The sequence below is a fragment of the Desulfitobacterium sp. THU1 genome (genome assembly GCF_038181555.1).
In the GTDB taxonomy this organism is placed as follows: domain Bacteria; phylum Bacillota; class Desulfitobacteriia; order Desulfitobacteriales; family Desulfitobacteriaceae; genus Desulfitobacterium.
This window is the reverse complement of record NZ_JBBWUA010000007.1, coordinates 48,167-67,642: the sequence shown is the minus strand read 5'-3', so window position 1 is coordinate 67,642 and position 19,476 is coordinate 48,167. Positions and strand designations below refer to the sequence as shown.

Annotated in this window: 21 protein-coding genes; 1 reads left to right on the top strand and 20 read right to left on the bottom strand. The window is 45.7% G+C overall.

Translation table 11 applies throughout. The features are described 5' to 3' along the window. Positions 1-78: 78 nt before the first annotated feature. The 20 genes from AAC978_RS08105 to AAC978_RS08010 all read right to left on the bottom strand — a co-directional run bounded on the left by AAC978_RS08105 (position 79) and on the right by AAC978_RS08010 (position 17,714). On the bottom strand, positions 79-1,800 hold the full coding sequence (locus AAC978_RS08105) for a GspE/PulE family protein (protein ID WP_341547540.1): 1,722 nt from the start codon (positions 1,798-1,800) through the stop codon (positions 79-81). Positions 1,801-1,962: 162 nt separating this feature from the next. Beyond that, a complete protein-coding gene (locus AAC978_RS08100; RefSeq protein ID WP_341547539.1) occupies positions 1,963-2,391 on the bottom strand; it encodes a type II secretion system protein in 429 nt (142 codons plus the stop codon). A 279-nt stretch (positions 2,392-2,670) separates the two neighbouring features. Continuing rightward, positions 2,671-2,901 (bottom strand): DUF4911 domain-containing protein, encoded by a 231-nt coding sequence (locus AAC978_RS08095; RefSeq protein ID WP_341547618.1) that lies wholly within the window; start codon positions 2,899-2,901, stop codon positions 2,671-2,673. A 108-nt stretch (positions 2,902-3,009) separates the two neighbouring features. Further along, a complete protein-coding gene (locus AAC978_RS08090) occupies positions 3,010-4,299 on the bottom strand; it encodes a peptidase U32 family protein (protein ID WP_341547538.1) in 1,290 nt (429 codons plus the stop codon). Positions 4,300-4,403: 104 nt separating this feature from the next. Then, positions 4,404-5,429 carry an endolytic transglycosylase MltG gene (gene mltG, locus AAC978_RS08085; RefSeq protein WP_341547537.1) on the bottom strand — a complete coding sequence of 342 codons (1,026 nt, stop codon included), beginning with the start codon at positions 5,427-5,429 and terminating at the stop codon, positions 4,404-4,406. Positions 5,430-5,461: 32 nt separating this feature from the next. Continuing rightward, positions 5,462-6,769, bottom strand: a complete 1,308-nt coding sequence (locus AAC978_RS08080) for a VanW family protein (RefSeq protein ID WP_341547536.1) — start codon at positions 6,767-6,769, stop codon at positions 5,462-5,464. Positions 6,770-6,909: 140 nt separating this feature from the next. Continuing rightward, positions 6,910-7,218, bottom strand: a complete 309-nt coding sequence (locus AAC978_RS08075) for a DUF1292 domain-containing protein (RefSeq protein WP_341547535.1) — start codon at positions 7,216-7,218, stop codon at positions 6,910-6,912. 105 nt (positions 7,219-7,323) lie between these two features. After that, the gene (ruvX, locus tag AAC978_RS08070) at positions 7,324-7,752 is read right to left on the bottom strand and encodes a Holliday junction resolvase RuvX (protein ID WP_341547534.1); all 429 of its coding nucleotides are present in this window, start codon (positions 7,750-7,752) and stop codon (positions 7,324-7,326) included. A 23-nt stretch (positions 7,753-7,775) separates the two neighbouring features. Continuing rightward, complete coding sequence (locus AAC978_RS08065) at positions 7,776-8,762, bottom strand: aldo/keto reductase (RefSeq protein WP_341547617.1); 987 nt, start codon at positions 8,760-8,762, stop codon at positions 7,776-7,778. A gap of 109 nt (positions 8,763-8,871) precedes the next feature. Continuing rightward, positions 8,872-9,135, bottom strand: a complete 264-nt coding sequence (locus AAC978_RS08060) for an IreB family regulatory phosphoprotein (protein WP_341547533.1) — start codon at positions 9,133-9,135, stop codon at positions 8,872-8,874. Between the two features lie 115 nt (positions 9,136-9,250). Beyond that, the gene (gene alaS / locus AAC978_RS08055) at positions 9,251-11,890 is read right to left on the bottom strand and encodes an alanine--tRNA ligase (protein ID WP_341547532.1); all 2,640 of its coding nucleotides are present in this window, start codon (positions 11,888-11,890) and stop codon (positions 9,251-9,253) included. 40 nt (positions 11,891-11,930) lie between these two features. Next, the gene (locus tag AAC978_RS08050; RefSeq protein ID WP_341547531.1) at positions 11,931-12,092 is read right to left on the bottom strand and encodes a hypothetical protein; all 162 of its coding nucleotides are present in this window, start codon (positions 12,090-12,092) and stop codon (positions 11,931-11,933) included. A 191-nt stretch (positions 12,093-12,283) separates the two neighbouring features. Then, positions 12,284-13,327, bottom strand: a complete 1,044-nt coding sequence (locus tag AAC978_RS08045) for an AI-2E family transporter (protein ID WP_341547530.1) — start codon at positions 13,325-13,327, stop codon at positions 12,284-12,286. Between the two features lie 174 nt (positions 13,328-13,501). Beyond that, on the bottom strand, positions 13,502-13,633 hold the full coding sequence (locus AAC978_RS08040; protein ID WP_341547529.1) for a hypothetical protein: 132 nt from the start codon (positions 13,631-13,633) through the stop codon (positions 13,502-13,504). Positions 13,634-13,653: 20 nt separating this feature from the next. Continuing rightward, positions 13,654-13,848, bottom strand: a complete 195-nt coding sequence (locus AAC978_RS08035) for a hypothetical protein (protein WP_341547528.1) — start codon at positions 13,846-13,848, stop codon at positions 13,654-13,656. Next, entirely contained in the window at positions 13,845-14,339 is a 495-nt protein-coding gene (locus AAC978_RS08030; RefSeq protein WP_341547527.1) for a PRC-barrel domain-containing protein, read from the bottom strand. Before AAC978_RS08030 ends, AAC978_RS08035 begins: the two co-directional genes overlap by 4 nt. Before the next feature lie 139 nt (positions 14,340-14,478). Next, positions 14,479-15,603 (bottom strand): tRNA 2-thiouridine(34) synthase MnmA, encoded by a 1,125-nt coding sequence (gene mnmA / locus AAC978_RS08025; RefSeq protein ID WP_341547526.1) that lies wholly within the window; start codon positions 15,601-15,603, stop codon positions 14,479-14,481. A gap of 13 nt (positions 15,604-15,616) precedes the next feature. Beyond that, positions 15,617-15,991, bottom strand: a complete 375-nt coding sequence (nifU, locus tag AAC978_RS08020) for a Fe-S cluster assembly scaffold protein NifU (protein WP_015262886.1) — start codon at positions 15,989-15,991, stop codon at positions 15,617-15,619. Between the two features lie 16 nt (positions 15,992-16,007). Further along, complete coding sequence (gene nifS / locus AAC978_RS08015) at positions 16,008-17,207, bottom strand: cysteine desulfurase NifS (RefSeq protein ID WP_341547525.1); 1,200 nt, start codon at positions 17,205-17,207, stop codon at positions 16,008-16,010. A gap of 66 nt (positions 17,208-17,273) precedes the next feature. Then, a complete protein-coding gene (locus AAC978_RS08010) occupies positions 17,274-17,714 on the bottom strand; it encodes an RrF2 family transcriptional regulator (protein WP_341547524.1) in 441 nt (146 codons plus the stop codon). 422 nt (positions 17,715-18,136) lie between these two features. On the opposite strand from AAC978_RS08010, the gene AAC978_RS08005 reads away from it, so the two are divergent. Next, entirely contained in the window at positions 18,137-19,432 is a 1,296-nt protein-coding gene (locus AAC978_RS08005; protein WP_341547523.1) for a replication-associated recombination protein A, read from the top strand. Positions 19,433-19,476: the final 44 nt, after the last annotated feature.

The window sequence follows — 19,476 nt, the reverse complement described above, 5'->3', positions numbered from 1 at the left end:
CTTGTAAGGCGGATTCTCCAGCCTACCCTATTTTTAATAGTCCTTTGACTTCAAAGACAACTCTTGAAAGACAATCTTCTAATCATTGACATAGGTCACACGGAGCAGCTCCTCAATGGTGGTTATCCCTTGAATAACAAGACCGGCAGCTGATTGTCTTAAGGTTGTCATACCTTGTTCCACTGCATACCTTCTTAGTTCATCAGCTGTAGCACCTGTATCGATGAGATTACGATGGCCACTGGTCACTGGCATGATTTCAAAAATCGCTGTGCGGCCTTTAAATCCGGTGTTGTGACAATAAGGACAGCCTGTCCCTCGTTTTAGTTGCAAAGGAGCATCCTGAGAAAGCCCCAAAAGGGCATAGTCCTTAGGCTCCGCAGGATATTCATGGAGGCAATTTGGGCAAATCTTGCGCACTAACCTCTGGGAGATAATCCCGACCACCGATGCAGAGATTAAAAAGGGTTCAATTCCCATGTCGACCAGACGTGTTACAGCACTAGGCGCATCATTTGTATGGATTGTCGATAAGACAAGATGTCCGGTCAAGGCGGAACGAACAGCAATCTCTGCGGTTTCATTATCCCGCATCTCCCCGACCATGATGATATCCGGATCCTGGCGCAGAATGGAACGCAGACCCGTAGCAAAGGTCAAGCCCGCTTTCGGATTGACTTGCATCTGGTTAACTCCTTTGAAGTTAAACTCCACAGGATCTTCCAAGGTGATGATGTTCTTCTCAGGAGAATTAAGATAATTAAGAGCTGTATAGAGGGTGGTCGTTTTACCGCTTCCAGTGGGACCGGTGACCAAAACGATGCCATAGGGTTTCGAGATCAACTCATCAAAACGCTCCAAATCATCGCCATGGATACCTAAGGAGGATTTTTCTAAAATCACTGAACCCTTATCCAGAATCCGCAGAACCACTTTCTCTCCGTACATCGTCGGCGCCGTCGAAACCCGCAGGTCAATCATTTTTCTACCCACCAGATAGGTGATCCGACCATCCTGAGGTATTCGGCGTTCGGCAATATTTAGATCCGCCATAATCTTAACTCGGCTAACCACTGGGCCGGCCATCTCAATGGGTGTTCTCATAATTTCTCTGAGTACACCATCTATGCGAAAACGAACCCTGAGTTCATCGTCAACGGGTTCGATATGAATATCGCTGGCATAATTATTGACAGCATTCTCAATAATGGTGTTTAAGAACTTAATAATCGGGGTCGCTTCTTCATCCACCGATTCTCCCCCAGTGTGAACCGCTGTTAATACTGACGCTTGGGTAGTTGCTGTCACTTGATCATAGCCCGTTTGCTTGACGAAATCACTGACTGCCTTTACCGCTTCACTACGACCGTAAAAGCGGTCAATGGCCCAGAGGATGTCCACTTTCTTCGCCACACAAGGCTTAACCATCGTTCCGGACGCCAAGCGAATGTCATCAATAGCATAATAATCGGTAGGATCACTCGTAGCCACTAAAAGTTGCCCATTAGAAAACTCCACAGGCAAAATGGAATATTTTCGAGCTACCGTCTCAGGAATCATCTTAAGAATATTCTCTGTAACAACGATCCGATTAAGATCAACGGAGGGAAGCCCTAATTGCTTTTGAATAGTGCGGAGGATATCTTCTTCGGAAACGAAGTTTTGGCGGACAAGAACTTCACCCAAGCGCAAACCCAACGATTTCTGCAGTTTCAGCGCTTCAGTTAGTTGATCTTCAGTCAGTGCTCCGCCAGCGATTAAAATTTCGCCGAGGCGTTTGCGTTCTTGCCTGATGGCCATCGATATCCCTCCCCTTTAATCGCAAGTATGTATAGTTAATCCAACATCCGATTCTAGAAATTTTGGAGTCAAAAGAGGGTGTTTATCAAAACACCCTCTTACCAATAAAATTGACGTACGTGACTAAACAAGAATTCATAAAATACGCGCTTATATTGAATATCAATTAGTTCTAACCGTATTCTGGTATAAAATGTCGGTTGCTGAAGAGCCATATCCAGTAATTGTTATACCACTTGATGGGGTAGCTGCACCTGTCACTGCAACAACACCCTTAGCAGCAGCATCATCTGTTGGAGCACTAAAAATAATAGCTGTTCCTCCAAGTGGATTCGCTAATGCATTAGGAGCAGTAGTAAACTGACCAACAATAAGGTCTTCGGCATCAGTTGAATGCTTAGCCCATCTGTCAATATTTGCTATCACATAAGCTTCCACAGACTTGGCATTAGTTGTCACTCCCGCATATTTTGCACTATCCTTAACTCCGCCCATTTTTGGCACCAACACCACCGCTAAAATCCCGATAACCGCAATAACAATCATAAGTTCAATGAGTGTGAATCCGCCATCTTTTCTTCTCTTAATCATTCTTTTTCCTCCAGTTTGTAAAAAATGCAGAAGACCTGGACTTTGCATGTAAATGAATGTCCAAAAAGGAACATCTGGAGCAATAGCCCTATTTCACTAGGACCTTCGACCTATTACTTGCATTAACAATCTTATCTTACATTCCGCTAAATTCCATGTCAATAGCTTATACTTTTTTATCAAAAAAAAGTAAATTAAAAACAATTTTTTACATAATCCAAGTATTTACCTACTATTTCTCTTCAAATATGGTTAGGGCATACTGAACCATTATTTCGTTCAATCTCGCAAATCAATGGTGAAAGGCATGGCTGCAAGCGCCTTTTTCAAGTCAGGCCAAGTATATTTGGTCGTTTGAATCAGTACTTCACCAGCATGGCGATCTGTAGTGGTGACCACCCCTAAATGCCCTAATCCTTCAACGTATTTACATAGCATTTGGATTTCTGAACGTGGAATTTGCGCCTTGATAATGACATCGGAATCGGCAAAAGGTATCATATTTTTCATTTGTTTTTTTCCTTTCAAAATTCTAAAACCACCAAGAAAACCTGAAATTGCGGATAATTTCAGGTTTCAAGATACTTCGTTTAGCTTATTATTTGACAAATACTGCTCTTATTTTTTATCTTTCTTCGCTCTTCTTAAAATCGCGAAGGGCGGCAAGGGTTTAGGAAGCTCCAGCTTAACAATCTCTTTTGCATGGCGGGCTACATCGATTTCTTCCCCTTCGACTGTCCAGATTCCTTGGACCGTAAAAGACCATGGTTCGTCCTTGGGTGAGAAGACCTCGAGGATTTCCCCTTTTTTGAAGTTATAGCGTTGCTCTACCCAATAGCCCTGGCTGAATTCATTTCTGACTTCAGTCGGAATTTTTGAATGCTCGCGGTTATCCGAGGCTAAACCAAAAGCGACAAACTCATAATCACGGATATAATTGGAGCTCTCGATATTATGAGAGTCTGCACCGGGCTTACCAAAAAGGAATCCTGGAGAGTAATCCCGGTGGCTAACCTTATCCATCTCGTCCAGCCAGCCGGGGAGTTTAGCTTTAAACTCCTCCTCCCCCTGATCCCATAAGGTATCGATAGCTTCCCGATAAACCTTCACTGTGCTGGATACATAATGAAGGCTTTTCATGCGTCCTTCGATCTTGTAGCTATCAATATTCAGGGGTTTGAGCAGCGGCAAATGAGGCAGTAGACAAAGATCGTGAGAATTAAAGATATAGGCCCCCCGCTCATCCTCTTCAATAGGAAAGACCTGTCCGGGTCTCTTTTCTTCTACTAAGCCATAGTTCCAACGACAAGGCTGGGTGCACTCTCCACGGTTAGCGTCCCTTCCTGTTAGATAATTCGAGAGTAAGCAACGTCCCGAATAAGACATGCACATGGCACCATGAATGAACATCTCCAATTCCCCGGGAACATTCTCCCGAACAGCTTGAATCTCTTCACGACTCAATTCGCGAGCGAGTACAATGCGTTCGATTCCCTGCTTTAGCCAAAAACGCATGCTATAGGAATTGGTATTATTCATCTGGGTGCTTAGGTGCAGAGGAAGTCGTGGAGCGACCTCGCGAGCCAAGGCGATAACGCCCGGATCAGAAACGATGGCACCATCGGACTCTAATGCTTCCAGTTGCCTTAAATACTCAGCCATCCCTTCAAAATCTTGCTCGTGAGCAAATATATTCACAGTAACATAGAGTTTGCGGTTGGCTTGATGGGTATAACGGATGGCTTCTGCCATTTGCTCCATGGAAAAATTACCGGCATAGGCACGTAGTCCAAAGTCCGGTCCGCCCATATAAACAGCATCCGCACCAAAAGCGAGGGCAAATTTCAACTTTTCGTAATCACCCGCCGGAGCGAGGAGTTCAGGTTTTCTCAATTGAATATCTGGCATGGGTCTTTATTCAACCTTTCTATTTCAGACAACATCCCTACTGTCTTTATTTTAATTGTACTTCACTTTTGTTAGAGAATTGTGTACCTAGGGTCACAGAATTGTTAATTCATATACTTAGCCTGATTTTGCAAATGCTCCTGATGGGTTTTGGCATAAATCGTCTCTCCACTGGGAGTAGCTAAGAAATAAAGGTATTCGGATTCTGTGCTGTTAAGGACTGCATCAAGAGATGCATGCCCTGGACTGGCGATGGGGCTGGGAGGTAGTCCTGGATACTTATAGGTATTATAAGGTGACTCTATTTGGATATCCTCCAGGGAAAGGACATATTTTTGAGTACCCAAGACATATTGAATCGTGGCGCAGGATTGAAGTGCCATATCGATCTCAAGACGATTAAGGAAGATTCCCGCAATAATTGGACGGTCGGCATCCTTACCAGCTTCTTTTTCTACGATGGAAGCAAGATTCACCCAATCTTGAATACTCAAGTTCATTTCCGCTAATTTAGTCATGACTTCGGGGGTGACTTCTTGTTCAAAACGCTTGAGCATCCTGTTGATATTATCCTTAGGTCTGGCCTCCGGATCAAAGAAATAGGTATCTGGGAAAAGGAATCCATCCAGTCGAGCCCCACCTGTGGGGATATCTGCTAGAAAAGAATACTCAAAAGGCTCATTCTCAATCACCTTTTTATACTCTTCCTTAGTTCCCAGTCCCTTGCTGACTAAAGTATCGATAATCTGAGCCGTGGTATAACCTTCCGGAATGGTGACCTTCACGGTATGTACCACAGGGCCCTCCAGTAATTTATCCAGCAGTGCTTGTGGCGTCATGTCGGCAGAGACCTGATATTCTCCAGCCAACAGTTTTGCATCAGCATTTTGTAGACTGGCTAAAAGCCGGAAGGTTAAAGCATGACGAATCAGTTGCTCCTGCTCCAGGTCTTGCGCAATCTGAGCAGCGGTCATCCCAGGGGTAATCATGAGTTGTACTGCTGCCGGTTCGCTTCCTTCCTGACTATAGGGTTGATTAGCCCAATTCCACCATGCGGCAATCCCCACCCCAATCAGTATAAGGAGTATAAACAATCTACTGAGCAAACCATTAACCCAGCGTTTTCCCATTCTTTCACTCTCTCTTTCCCAGTAAGTCCAAATTAGTCAGCACCAATCTTCAGAATTCTGTGGGTTGGCGCGTACGTATCACGGCTAAGGAGTTGTTTTGTTTCTTTTCCTTCCTTATCAGTGACAACTTTCCAAGTTTTCATGATAAATCCCTTGCTCCCATTCTGCTGTTGAACCACAGCACCGGGAAGCAGGTCCGGATCAATTCTTCGCACTGTATGATAGTTCAGTTCCTTTTCAATCTGCTTCTCAAAGCGTACCTTGGCACCCGTCTTTTTACCATAGATTTTAATTGTCAATTTACCGGCTTCAACTTTGGTGCGCAGATAGAGATAGGATTGGGTATCATTGCGTAGCTTCAAATCGAGATTCGGGTAATTAACCGTCGCATCCTGTCCAAGGGGAATATAAGCAACCACAACCGCGTGAGGGTGCCTTTCCACAATGGTAAGGTTCGCTAGCAAAGCGGCATTATATAGTGTCGAGGATACTTGACAAATTCCTCCCCCGATTCCTTTCACATACTCGTTGTTGATAACGATGTAGGCATCCTTAAAACCAGTTTCCGCTGTCCGAGGTCCGATGGTATCATTAAAGGAAAAAGTATCTCCGGGCTTCAAAACAGTCTTGTCCATTTTCTTAGCGGCTTCCAAAAGATTTGCCGAGCGATTTTTGTCGTTGAGATTGTATTGGGTAGTATACTCGCCAATCACACCATTAAAAGCTAAAGCTTCCAGTGCTTCTGTGGTCATGGCAGCGGGCAGCTCGACCCTGGGCAAAAGAATTCTTTTGGGCAAGGATGCTAGAGAAGCATTCGTCAGTTCATCAAGAAAAGCGTCAATATCAACTGTTTCGCCGCTAATAGCTGGAGTAATCTTGAATTGATCGTTTTCAATCTTATAGGTCGCATCCACAGCAGAACGGGTAAAGTCGGAAAGCCTCTCTTGCAGCGTCTGATTAGCTTTTAAATAATCGAACGCAAGAATGCTGGTGCTTCTTTGACCAAGATTCTTCTGAACTTCTTCCCAAGTCCGCTCAAAATCGAGAGCAATTCCTAACTCTGAAGGTGTTAAGAGAATCTCCGTTTCATTGTACACCAAGTATAGATTTTCTTCCAGTTTGTCCTTTGACCAACTCCGAATCTCCTCCTGGGCTTTTTGGAGTTGTAGCCCCCCTAAATTCAAATCCTCCAAAAGGGTACCAGGGGGAAGCTGCTCAAGTGTCTCACGGGAGGAGGCTTCAGGAGCTAGGTTTAAAATGCGTGCTTCATTCGTCGTACAGCCTAAAAAGGCCATCATGGTTATTGCCAAGTAAAAAATCTGTTGCCAACGCCAGCGCATCCTCTTCTCCCCCTCATCACTTATTTTCTTTTTGTTTCCACCCTTATAGATTCTGCAATTTCCAGAAAAATATTGAACATAAAATAAAAAAGCAGTCAAATTCGATAATAAATCGAACTCGACTGCTTTCATTCTTTGTTTTAGTCTTCTTCTTCCATGCTTTCCCAAGCATCAGCGACTTTTTCCCACTCCTCGTCATCCTCGATGTCGAGAAGCATCTCATTGCCATCTGCATCTTTGCCTAGCTTAAGGATGATAGCCTCATCGGCTTCCTCATCTTCCTCTGCAGCGATGGGCATTAAGACAAAATATGTAGATCCTTCAACTTCTAACGTATCCAGGTGGAGAAATTCGTGATCATTTCCTTCATCATCCGTCAGAATGATTGTGTCAAATTCTTCGGTGTCATGATCGTGGTCACAATTTGGACCATGTTTATGTTCTGTCATATTGATTCACCTCTTATAAAAAGATATTGTCAAAGATATTGTCATTGTACTCCCCACGGGGGAGATTGTCAAATGGGATTAGGCTTAAGTTCTTGTAAAGAAGAGCTAACCCCTATCCCGTTCGCTTTTTATGCGCAGATGATCCAGATAGCCCTGCAGAATAAAGACCGCTGCCATTTTATCAATCACTTGCTTTCGTTTGGCCCGAGATAGATCCGCCACAAGCAAAGAACGCTCCGCCCCTATGGTGCTAAGACGCTCATCCCATAAAAGGACAGGAAGGCCATACTCTCTTTTGAGAATCTCCGCAAATTCCTCGGTAATTTGGGCACGGGGTCCCAGGGTTCCGTTCATATTCTTTGGATACCCTACAATTACCTCATCCACTTCATAATCATGAATGATTTGTCGCAGTTCCTCTAACTCGTTTTTGGAACGCCGGATTGTCTTGATCCCTTGGGCGGTAAACAGGAGTTCATCACTAACTGCCACCCCAATCGTACGTTCCCCATAATCCAAACCTAAAATCCGCATAGACACACCTCCCGCTCAGAATATTAGACAATTTTCAAACAGAAATGAGGACATACTCTACCACAATACCCACAGAGAACGCATTGGTTGGGATCGACCATAGCCTGAACTAACCCACTCTCATCCATCTCTTCAAGTGACAAAGCACTCTGGGGGCAAGTTTCACAGCATCGGCCACAGCCCTGGCACCAATCCGCTATATAGAGCTTCCGTTCCCTATAGGTTACCGATGCCTTTAGTTCTTGGGAAATCTCTTGGCCCGCCAAGTACCTTAGATTGAAATCCACTTCCTCCTTACTGGACATGCCTAAAGCCATGCCTTGGATGAAAGGGGTGCTGCGGATGAAGTCCAAGGCCGTATGAGGATCACCGGCTAAATGCCCTCCCCCAAAAACCTTCATAGCATAGATGCCGATACCGAGCTCGGAGGCGAAGCGGAGGGCGTCAAGCATCTCCTCTAGGCCTCCATCAATTATTCCCAAGCCTTGATAGTTGATAAGGGGATGGATGACATCCAAACCCGGTTGGAGAGCCCCGGCTCTCACCGCATCGATAGCATGGGTTGAGATGCCAATATAACGGACTCGCCCGTCGGCCTTGGCTTTTTGCAATTCCTCCCAAGCTCCTTGGTGCCCTTTGAGTGTCAGAGCACTTTCTTGCTCATGAAGAAGAAAAAAATCAATAACATCCCGATTCAAGCCACTTCTCGCTCGTTCAAGGCACTCTGCCATCTCCTCCGCGGTGACCGCATAGGACTTGCTCACCACTTTTACATCGGGATATCCCTCAAGAGCTTGAGCAAGCTGGGGGTAATTATCATAGATTTCTGCAGTATCGATCCAATTGATACCTTGCTCCAGAGCATACTTGAGGACCTGCACTCCTTCAGCAAAGGTTACTCTCCCCTGCAAAGGAGAAATAGCCAAGCTCCCGAAACATACTTCAGATACTTCAGGGCCCCGCCAGCCTAGTTTAATTTGCCTAACGATTGGCTTCACTTCCCTTAGCATTGTCATACCGGGAGAGGGTCAGGACCTTCTGTCCTTCTTCCCTCGGGATAACAAAAAAACTACATAGCCGCACAGAAACCCTCAGCTTGAAGTGAGGGTTTCAGAGTAATTACTTTGTGTTAACTTCCCTGTTTAAATACGAGCGTACAAGCTCTTCTAAGAGTTCATAGCGTTCCAGCTTTCGGATCAGGGTTCGCGCTTGATTATGGCTCGTAATATAGACCGGATCCCCCGACATCAAATACCCTACCAGCTGATTGATCGGGTCATACCCTTTTTCTTCTAAAGCCACATACACCTGTTGTAAAATTTCCTCGGGCGAGGCGTCTCCCCCTTGCGATTTAAACATCATAGTGTGTTCTGAATGATCCATTGGCGTTCCCCCTTGTGCAGTCCGAGTTCAGTAACAAATATAATTAAGGTATTAAGTGAATAATTCTCTCACCTTGAGCGATTTCCCTTTATTTTCGCAAAGAAATCTTTGCTGCTTATCCCTTCTGAGCTGCCAAAAAGCTCTTCAGGATATCCGGGACCTGATCGAGGGCTTCACCGAGTTTAGCGGGATCTTTGCCTCCGGCTTGTGCCATATCAGGACGACCACCACCACCGCCACCGGTGATTTTGGCCACTTCCTTAATAATCTGCCCCGCATGCAGCCCACTTAAACCTGTCGGGGTTACAACAGTTACCCAGTTGACCTTGCCTTCGGCCGCTGCCCCCAAGATGAGAACTCCCGACTTCATTTTATCCTTTAAGAGGTCAGCAGTATTGCGGAGCGCATCCATATCTTGAGCAGAGACTTTAGCGGCCAGAACCGGGACACCTTCAACCTCTTTCACTTGTTGTAGGAGGGACTCGACTTCAGATTTGGCCACCTTGGCATTGAGCTGCTGGACTTCCTTTTCCAAATCCTTCACTTGAGCTAGCATACCTTGGACACGCTTACTTAGATCGGCAGGCTGGGCTTTGAGAAGTTGAGCAATCTCCAAAAGTTGATCATTCATCGTGCGCATGGTATTGAGCGCTTCCACTCCGGCCACTGCCTCAATCCGTCTTAAGCCGGCACCGATACCGCCTTCCGAGACGATCTTGACTAAGCCGATATCTCCTGTCGCGTGGATATGAGTTCCTCCACAGAGCTCTTTAGAGAAATCCCCCATGGAAACCACCCGCACGGTATCGCCATATTTTTCGCCAAAGAGCGCCGTAGCCCCATCAGCTTTGGCGGCATCCAAGCTCATTTCCACGGCAGCAACAGGCAAATTGGCTAGGATCGCTTCATTGAGTAAATCCTCTACTCTGGTCAATTCCACGGGTGTCAAGGAAGAGAAGTGGGTAAAGTCAAAACGCAAGCGCTCAGGGGTTACAAAGGATCCAGCCTGTTGGACATGTTCTCCTAACACAGTCCGGAGAGCGGACTGGAGCAAGTGTGTGGCGCTGTGATGACGGGCAGTCGCTTGGCGAGCTTTTTCGTCGACCAGTGCTTCTACTTCATCTCCCCGATTCAACACTCCTTGGGTGACGATAAAATGATGATAAAGGGTTCCCGTGACACCCTTTTTCACTTCAGTGAGCTTAGCCTCAGCACGTTGCGTCCGAATCACTCCACTGTCTGAAGTCTGACCGCCGCTTTCCGCATAGAAGGGTGATTCACTGAGGAAGATTAAAACTTCGTCTCCTTCAGCAGCATCCTTTACCTCTTCCCCATTTTGAAACAGTGCTTCGATCTTGGTTTTTATAGTCAGCTCCTGGTATCCACGGAAAGGTGTTGTACCCAAAGCCTTTGCTTTTTCAGAAATAGCAGCACTTTCTTGGACGGCTTTCATCTGTTGGGATTGCTCCTTAGCTAGGCGGCGATGCTCTTCAGCCGCAAGGTTAAAGCCTTCCATATCTACAGTCATGTCTTGCTCAATGAGCATTTCTTCAGTCAGCTCCACGGGGAAGCCATAGGTTTCATATAGCGAGAAGGCATCCGCGCCATTAAGCACCGTTTCTCCTACTTCCTGAAGAGACTTAACCTTTTCCTGAAGAATTTGCGTGCCTTGCTCCAAGGTCGCTTGGAAGTTCTTCTCCTCTAAGCGCAGGTGGTTAAGAATGAAGTTTTCATTTTCCTTGAGCTCCGGATAATGATGGCTGTAATCTCTTTGGATAATCGCGAAGATTTGCTCTAAGAAAGGCTTATCGATGCCAAGCAGACGCGCATAGCGAATGGCACGGCGCAAGATTCGGCGCAACACATAGCCACGCCCTTCACTACCCGGACGAATACCATCGGAGAGCATGAAGGAAACAGCTCGGGTATGATCAGCAACCACTTTCATGGCTATATCGCTCTTGTCATTGCTATGATAGGTTACTCCCGAAAGCTCGGATACCTTATTGATGATAGGTAGGAATAAATCTGTATCAAAGTTAGAGGCAACCCCTTGCATAACGGAGGCAATCCGCTCCAGGCCCATTCCCGTATCAATATTTTGCTTGGGTAGGGGGGTGAGCATGCCGGATTCGTCCCGGTTGTACTGCATAAATACCAGATTCCAGATTTCTAGGAAGCGATCGCAATCACAGCCTAGGGCACAATCGGGTTTACCGCAGCCGCGGGATTCCCCTAAATCCACATATATTTCTGAGCAATAGCCACAAGGACCAACCGGTCCGGCTGCCCATAAGTTTTCCGGATCATAGGCGATACGATCAGGAGATACTCCGGTTTTTTCAATCCAGAGAGCCTTGGCTTCTTCGTCTTCCGGATGGACGGTAATCCACAGCTGATCAACCGGCAGCTTGAGGACTTCCGTTACAAATTCCCAAGCCCAGGGAATTGCATCAGCCTTAAAATAATCACCGAAGGAAAAATTACCGAGCATTTCAAAGAAGGTGTGATGGCGGGCTGTTTTTCCCACAACCTCTAAATCCGGAGTGCGCACACATTTTTGTGATGTGGTAGCCCTTGGAAAGGGAGGTTCGACTTTGCGCATAAAGTAAGGTTTGAAGGGAACCATCCCCGCTACTGTAAGGAGCAAGGTTGGGTCATCCTTGGGAATCAAAGATGCACTCGGCAAGATGCGGTGACCTTTGGATTCAAAAAACTTCAAAAACATTTCTCTTAGCTGATTACCTGTATACACGTTATTTCCTCCCTCAAAATAGATAAACCCGCCCCTAAAATCAGGGACGGGCTAATATCACCGTGGTACCACCCTGCTTACCGATACAGATGCCCGATGTCAGAGGCCAGAGATCAGCTTCGCGCATTTTCACGGCATACTGATTATAGGTACGGCTTCCTATCTGAACTGGATCGGTCGCTTTGCGACAGTTTACTGTCATTGCACTTAACGCGTGCCTCGTCAAGGTTCGTGCTTGCCCTCGGGAATAGCCTTCATACAAAACTCCCTAGCTTCTTTTCACCTGGCGAAGCCTCTCTGCAAAGGAATGTGGTATTACTCGTTCCGTCATCAGTTTTAATCTGTTAAAACTTTGAAATTAATCTTAAGTATATCGGAATGATCAGGAGCTTGTCAACTTCCTCTTTTGATCTCCGGAGAAACCAGCCAAAAATAAATATGACGAAGCAGGACGCGGATAATGGCGGCGATGGGAACCGAAAAAAGCATTCCCCAAAAGCCGGCGATTTCCCCTCCGGCGAGTAAAGCAAAGATAATCCACAAGGGGTGCAATCCCACACTATCCCCCATGAGCTTAGGCGAGATAATGCTGCCTTCTAGCTGCTGGACGATGAGGATGACAATAGCTACTTTAATCGCCATAAAAGGAGATTCAATAAGGCCTAGCAGCACCGCGGGAACAGCGCCAATCAGGGGGCCAAAGTAAGGAATTAAATCAAATACACCACATATGACTCCAATCAGCAGGGCATAGTCCATACCCATCAGCTTTACTCCGACCCCACTAAGAATCCCGACAATGATGGCCACCGTGAGATTGCCTCGGATAAAGCTACGCACCACATGGCTTATATCTTGAATCACTCTTTGCCAAGCGACTCGTTTGCTTTGGGGAACAATCCGCAAAAAACCTACCTGAAGGCGCTTCCAGTCGGCCAATAAATATATTGCGATCACTGGGGAAAGGATGAGAAAGCTCATCGAGGTCAAAAGCTGGGGCAGATTATCCAGAAATTCCTCAAGCCAATTGACGAGAAACGTTTCACCTTCCCCCAAATGTTCATCCAAGACACTGACGACTTGATTCGGTAATCCAGTTGCCCGAAAATTAGTACGAAAATCCTGAATAAGCTGTTCAACGGTCTGGAGGGTACCGGGAAGCACCTGGGTGAGCTTGGAAAGCTCGATGTAAAGCATCGGGATGATAAAAAAGATCAGCAAACCTATCGAAACCAGAATTCCCACGAAGACAATAGCAATTGCTGACTTACGTCCAGCCCCTCGTTTTACTAAAGACCCTACCACAGGCTCTAATAGATAAGCCAAAATAAAGGCTAGGATAAAAGGGCTGAGAATCGTACGCACGGAAAGGATGAATAGCCAGCTTGCAACCATAATACTCACCAAAAAAACCCAACGCCACTTTTCCTTCTTCATAGTCTTCTCCACACCTCTCTAGCCTTGTCATGCCCCATACAGAAATAATTTATACCTTGATAGAGTGTAGTGCGTTTATCAGTGGTACTGTCAAAAGTAAGAGCGCAAGAAAAGCATTTTGCTTTCTTACGCTCTTACTGATTAAGGATGTCGCTTACTTACTTTGGAGAGACTTTAGAATTTCATCATTTTCATACCCTTACGCATCATAGACAGCGTTTTATTTTTCGGACGCATCATGTAACCGACGCTCATACCCAGAATGCTACCTGCCACGATTCCTCCAATGACTTGTCCTGACTTCAAGGTATATCCCTCCTTACTCTTTACTCCATGGCAGCCTCATTTACAGCCCCATCTATTGCTTGGTCTTGCCAAGCAACTAAGGAGCCGTCTTCGGCTAAGTCATAGACGACCACTTTATCCATGGCGCTGGTGAATTCAACACAGCAATCCCAACAATAAAACTGGCCTACTCCTACCTTTCCAATAGCACGACCACTACAAACCGGACAATTCATGATAGTGAACCCCCTTCTTTTCCTTGGTCCCAGGGGGATACCTGGTCTTCAACGATTAAAACATCTTTCCCATCTACCATGACGTTAGCTTGCAGTATCGTGCCACGGCCTTCGAATAAATCGGAAAAAAGGCCATCTGAAACTTCGAAACCAACAATATTTTCAGCTGAATCATCAAGAAAGACATCCTCAATCGTGCCCTTTGCTTCCCCGCCTTGGGTAAAAACTTGATTCCCAACCTTTTGTGACCATTTAACTCCATGAATCCTTTGAACCACATGGTCCCTAATAGTTAAGGCATCTTTCCCTACAGTAGCAACAATTTCACGCGGAATGCCTTTTCCAGAGTGGAAAATATGAGCGTTTTCCAAGAGAATTCCGCTAATTTTCCTGTTGCTTTCATCGAAAACCACATCTTTTACCCAGCCAATCTGGTCTCCGCTTTTTGAACATAAAACAGGTAAACCAACGATTTCTCGTGTTCTACGCATTTTTCCCCTCCCTTCAAAACTTCATGGTTCTTTGCTACTATGCCCGTTTTGTTTAATATTCATTCACAAATATTTCAGGAAAATGAATCACGGGGACAGGTCCCATTCTTCACTGAATCAAGGTCCCAGGCCCCATGATTCAGCCGCGGGGGTCGGTGATGATTTTGCCACCGCCTATGACAAGGTCGCCTTGGTAAAAGACCACTGCTTGTCCGGGAGTTATGGCACGTTGCGGGGTTGCAAATTCTACGCGGACCACCGAACCAATTGCTCCGGGTATTGTCTCAGAATTCTGCACGGTCGTGATTTTTGCAGGAGCTAGAGGGGCTTTGTAACGGATTTTAGCCTGTACATCCAGTGAATCTTGAAGATCAGAAATAGCTATCCAGTTCATATCCGTAGCCAAAAGTGAGGTCGCATAAACCTCTTCATCTTCACCTAAAACTACTTCATTGCGCTCCACATTAAAACCAATAACGAACATTGGCTTGCCAAAGGTTATACCCAGTCCCTTGCGCTGACCGACTGTATAGTTGACTAAGCCTTGATGCAGTCCCAGCACATTCCCTTGACTGTCCACAAAATTACCGGGTCTGATCCTATCTTGAGAACGTTCACGAATGAAGGATATATAATCATCATCGGGTATAAAGCATATTTCCTGACTGTCAGGCTTCCGTGAAACACGAATCAGTCCTCTCTCTGCAGCCATCTCACGAATATGCTCTTTCTTATACTCCGCAAGGGGGAACAGGGTTCCTTTCAGCTGATCCTGGGTCAAGTTATAGAGCATATAGGTTTGGTCCTTCCAGGTGTCCACAGGTCGGCTCAAAAGATAGCGTCCGCTCTGGGGATCTTGAAGAACTTTAGCATAATGCCCTGTCGCCAAATAATCAGCTCCCAAGCTTCGGGCCTTCCTTAAAAACTCTCCCCAGCGGACAACCCGATTGCACATGGTGCAAGGATTCGGCGTCTCCCCACTTAGGTAAGAATTTGTAAAGTAATCGATGACATTTTCCTCGAAAATAGTACGAAAGTTCAAGACATAATGAGGTATGCCCAATTGATGGGCTACCCGACGGGCATCATCAATAGCTGTAATGGAGCAGCAGCCCCCCACATCATCTGGCCCTCCTGAGGGCATGGTTTGTAGGGTTATGCCGATGACGTCATAACCCTTTTCTTTAAGCAAAGCGGCGGCCATGGAACTATCCACACCGCCGCTCATGCCGACCACTACCTTCTTCTTTTCGGTAAGTGTCATTTCATCTTCATCCTTATGCCTTTTGATGCTTTTCGTGATAATCCTTAATGGCTTCATGTAGTGCATCAGCAGCTAAATTCGAACAGTGCATCTTCGCCGGGGGAAGTCCATCAAGGGCTTCAGCAACAGCTGCATTAGTAATTTGGAGAGCCTCTTCAATAGTTTTACCTTTTACCATTTCGGTGACCATACTACTGGTAGCTACCGCTGCCCCACAGCCAAAGGTCTTAAATTTTACATCTTTAATAATATCGCCTTCAACGTCTAAATAAATACGCATAATGTCGCCACATTTAGCATTGCCCACTTCACCGACACCGTCAGCATTTTCTATTTCGCCTACATTACGTGGATTTGTAAAATGATCCATTACTTTTTCTGAATACATATCTCTTCACTCCTCATTATTGCGCTTGCGCGTGACTACATTGCCCATGTTTGGCTTGGTCATATAGGGGGGACATCATCCGTAAACGATCGACAATCTTTGGCAACTGCTCGAGGACATAATCTACATCTTCTTCCGTATTCTGATGTCCAAAGGAGAAGCGTAAGGACCCATGAGCAATTTCGTGAGTTAAACCCATAGCCAACAAGACATGGGAAGGATCCAGAGATCCTGAGGTACAGGCAGAGCCACTGGAAACGGCAATGCCCATCATATCTAAACTGAGAAGAAGTGCTTCTCCTTCTACGAATTGAATGCTAACATTCAAATTACCGGGAAGGCGATTCTCTCCACGGGGTCCATTCAATTTAACATGATCAATCTTTGCCAGGATACCTTCCAGAAGCTTATCCCGAAGCTTACCTTGTCGTATCCCTTCTGCTTCCATCCGTTCGGCAGCCAGGTCACAGGCTTTTCCGAACCCAATGATTCCTGGGGTATTCTCCGTACCTGAACGCCGTTTCTTTTCCTGTCCGCCTCCATAGATCCGGGGAACAACCCTTACCCCTCTGCGAATAAAGAGAGCTCCTACCCCTTTGGGTCCATAGATCTTGTGACTAGATACAGTCATAAGGTCTACATTCATCGACTTCACATTAATCGGAATCTTACCAAAGGATTGGACAGCATCCACATGGAAGATAATGCCTTTTTCCCGAGCGAGCTTACCGATTTCGGTAATAGGTTGAATGGTTCCCACTTCATTATTGGCATGCATGATAGAAATCAATATTGTATCGGGTCGGATGGCTTTTTCCACCTCCGCGACCGAGATCAATCCTTCTTCGTCTACAGGAACGATGGTGAGTTCATACCCATTCTTTGCTAAGAATTCGCAGGCTTCTAAGACTGCGTGATGTTCCACAGCAGAAGTAATGATGTGTTTGCCTTTTTTGCTTTGAGCCTCAGCTGCACCGAGGATCGCAAGATTGTCTGCTTCTGTACCACCGCTAGTGAAGGTGATCTCAGTTGGTTCAGCACCCAAAAGCTTGGCTACAGAATCACGTGCGTTTTCTAAGGCCGCCTTTGCTTCTCGTCCAAAGCTATGCACACTGGAAGGGTTTCCGTATTGTTCAGTGTAATAGGTCATCATCAGCTTGGCAACTTCAGGGTCGACCGGAGTTGTTGCGCTATGGTCAAGATATACTCTCCGCATTGTTGTTCCTCCTAAGTAAACTTGTTTTGTTGATCTACTCTTATGAAAGGTATGTTAAAATGGATCTCAATCAGGATCGGCAATAGAGTTCATCGTCTCAGGGTCCTTCACTAGATCTGCTAAGGTGATAGAATCCAAGACATCCTCGATGGGGTCACGGACCTTTTCGCGAATGGTTCGTGTCACACAGTAGTCTGACTTCAGACAGCACTCAGAATCCCCACCAGAATCGCACTCTACCGCCGCAATAGGCCCCTCTAAAACCCTAATGATATCGCCGATTCTAATTTTCTCTGTTTTCTTACCTAAGATATATCCACCTTGAGCTCCTCGAATACTTTTCACCAACCCAGCTTTTCTAAGTCCTGAAATTAGTTGTTCGAGATAGTGTTCAGATAGTCCCTGTCGATCGGCTATACTTTTTAGGGAAATCGGCCCTTCTCCTGAATTTAAAGCTAGATCGACCATGGCCGTGAGGCCATAGCGGCCTTTTGTAGAAAGCTTCAAATCCCCAACTCCTTTTCAGCGGTTCTCATTGTCCGCTAAGCTCAACTATCGTTTCTTTTTCTGTTCATGTATATCTTACAAAAACACTCGGGATTTGTCAACATAAACCCGACCATTTTGATCAGATTTTTTTCTTAAATTTATGCTTTTACCTCTGGTTATTTCGTTTTATCATTGTGATCATAGTGATAAATTATCAAACAATTCTGTTCCCAATCTCTGAAGGATTTCGCATCTTTATGGTCATTGATTACATCTAAGTACTTCTGGGTTTGGAAATCTACTTTGCTTCATCCAAAAATCTAAGTATACTAAGATTAGTTCATCTAGCCAAAAAATTCATGGGGCTAGTCGACAAACCTCAAAAGCAAGCTGAATAAGCATAGCTATAGATTTTGATTTCAGAAAGGAATTGTTTCCTCATGGATCTATTTTCTGCTTCATTTAACCCCCATCAAGTGGCACCTCTTGCTGAGCGAATGCGCCCTCGTTCCCTTGATGAATATATCGGGCAATCCGAGATTATCGGTCCAGGCAAACTCTTGCGCCGAGCTATCGAAGCCGATCGAGTCACTTCTCTTATTCTCTACGGACCTCCCGGAACAGGGAAAACTTCGCTGGCCCAGGTCATTGCCAACACCACAGCTGCAAGCTTTGTGCGCATCAATGCGGTATCCTCTGGAGTCAAGGACATTCGCGAAATTATTCAAGCAGCCACAGAGCAGCTTCACCTTTACGGCAAGAAGACTCTGGTATTTTGTGATGAGGTCCACCGTTTTAATAAGGGGCAACAAGATGCTCTACTCCCAGCCGTGGAAAACGGAACGATTACCTTTATCGGGGCCACAACGGAAAATCCTTTTTTCGAATTGAACTCCGCACTCTTAAGTCGCTCGACCTTATTTCGTCTGCAAACATTGACTGAAGAGGAGATACGCGCGGGTTTAGAGCAAGCCTTAGCGGATAAAGAGCGTGGACTGGGAAACTATACCGTCGATATTGCACCGGAAGCCTGGGAGCATTGGCTTAATTATGCTAATGGGGATCTACGACGAGCCCTAAATGCTTTAGAGCTTGCCATACTGACCACCCCCCCAGAACAAGGAGTGCGTCATATTTCTTTGGAGGTAGCAGAAGAATCCATCCAACAACGCGCCATGCGCTTTGATAAGGATGGAGATAATCACTATGATATTATCTCTGCTTTTATTAAGAGCATGCGTGGTTCAGATCCGGATGCTGCACTCTATTGGTTAGCCGTTCTTCTGGAATCAGGAGAGGACCCCCGCTTTATCGTCCGCCGCATTCTGGTACAAGCCTCTGAGGACGTGGGTTTAGCAGATCCCATGGTCATGCTGCAAGCTCAAGCAGCAGCAAATGCCTTGGAATGGTTAGGCCTTCCTGAAGCTAGAATTCCCATCGCCCAAGCCGTATTGGCTATAACCACTGCCCCGAAAAGCAATAGTGCCTACGCAGCGATCGATTCTGCATTAAACTATGTTCGCACCCATCCTACCGCGGTGGTCCCTGAACATCTCCGCGATGCTCATTATCCTGGTGCAAAAAAACTGGGACATGGTAATGACTATCTTTACCCTCACGCATACCCTGGTCATTGGGTAGAACAATCTTATTTACCTGAAGGAATCCAAGGAGAGACCTTCTTTAAACCTTCAGGAATCGGCAAAGATTTAGGTAATCAAGGAAAACATAAATAAGAACGAAAAAGGAGAGTCGTAAAACTGCTTATATATCAGTTAAC

Excerpts from the sequence above, each read along its gene's own strand:
- nifU (WP_015262886.1), bottom strand. The coding sequence starts at position 15,991 with ATGTATTCAGAAAAAGTAATGGATCATTTTACAAATCCACGTAATGTA.
- AAC978_RS08030 (WP_341547527.1), bottom strand. The coding sequence starts at position 14,339 with ATGCGTAGAACACGAGAAATCGTTGGTTTACCTGTTTTATGTTCAAAA.
- AAC978_RS08050 (WP_341547531.1), bottom strand. The coding sequence starts at position 12,092 with ATGACAGTAAACTGTCGCAAAGCGACCGATCCAGTTCAGATAGGAAGC.
- ruvX (WP_341547534.1), bottom strand. The coding sequence starts at position 7,752 with ATGCGGATTTTAGGTTTGGATTATGGGGAACGTACGATTGGGGTGGCA.
- AAC978_RS08035 (WP_341547528.1), bottom strand. The coding sequence starts at position 13,848 with ATGAATTGTCCGGTTTGTAGTGGTCGTGCTATTGGAAAGGTAGGAGTA.
- AAC978_RS08080 (WP_341547536.1), bottom strand. The coding sequence starts at position 6,769 with ATGCGCTGGCGTTGGCAACAGATTTTTTACTTGGCAATAACCATGATG.
- AAC978_RS08100 (WP_341547539.1), bottom strand. The coding sequence starts at position 2,391 with ATGATTAAGAGAAGAAAAGATGGCGGATTCACACTCATTGAACTTATG.
- AAC978_RS08090 (WP_341547538.1), bottom strand. The coding sequence starts at position 4,299 with ATGCCAGATATTCAATTGAGAAAACCTGAACTCCTCGCTCCGGCGGGT.
- AAC978_RS08105 (WP_341547540.1), bottom strand. The coding sequence starts at position 1,800 with ATGGCCATCAGGCAAGAACGCAAACGCCTCGGCGAAATTTTAATCGCT.
- AAC978_RS08075 (WP_341547535.1), bottom strand. The coding sequence starts at position 7,218 with ATGACAGAACATAAACATGGTCCAAATTGTGACCACGATCATGACACC.
- AAC978_RS08005 (WP_341547523.1), top strand. The coding sequence starts at position 18,137 with ATGGATCTATTTTCTGCTTCATTTAACCCCCATCAAGTGGCACCTCTT.
- mltG (WP_341547537.1), bottom strand. The coding sequence starts at position 5,429 with ATGGGAAAACGCTGGGTTAATGGTTTGCTCAGTAGATTGTTTATACTC.
- nifS (WP_341547525.1), bottom strand. The coding sequence starts at position 17,207 with ATGCGGAGAGTATATCTTGACCATAGCGCAACAACTCCGGTCGACCCT.
- AAC978_RS08045 (WP_341547530.1), bottom strand. The coding sequence starts at position 13,327 with ATGAAGAAGGAAAAGTGGCGTTGGGTTTTTTTGGTGAGTATTATGGTT.
- AAC978_RS08095 (WP_341547618.1), bottom strand. The coding sequence starts at position 2,901 with ATGAAAAATATGATACCTTTTGCCGATTCCGATGTCATTATCAAGGCG.
- AAC978_RS08060 (WP_341547533.1), bottom strand. The coding sequence starts at position 9,135 with ATGGATCATTCAGAACACACTATGATGTTTAAATCGCAAGGGGGAGAC.
- mnmA (WP_341547526.1), bottom strand. The coding sequence starts at position 15,603 with ATGACACTTACCGAAAAGAAGAAGGTAGTGGTCGGCATGAGCGGCGGT.
- AAC978_RS08065 (WP_341547617.1), bottom strand. The coding sequence starts at position 8,762 with ATGCTAAGGGAAGTGAAGCCAATCGTTAGGCAAATTAAACTAGGCTGG.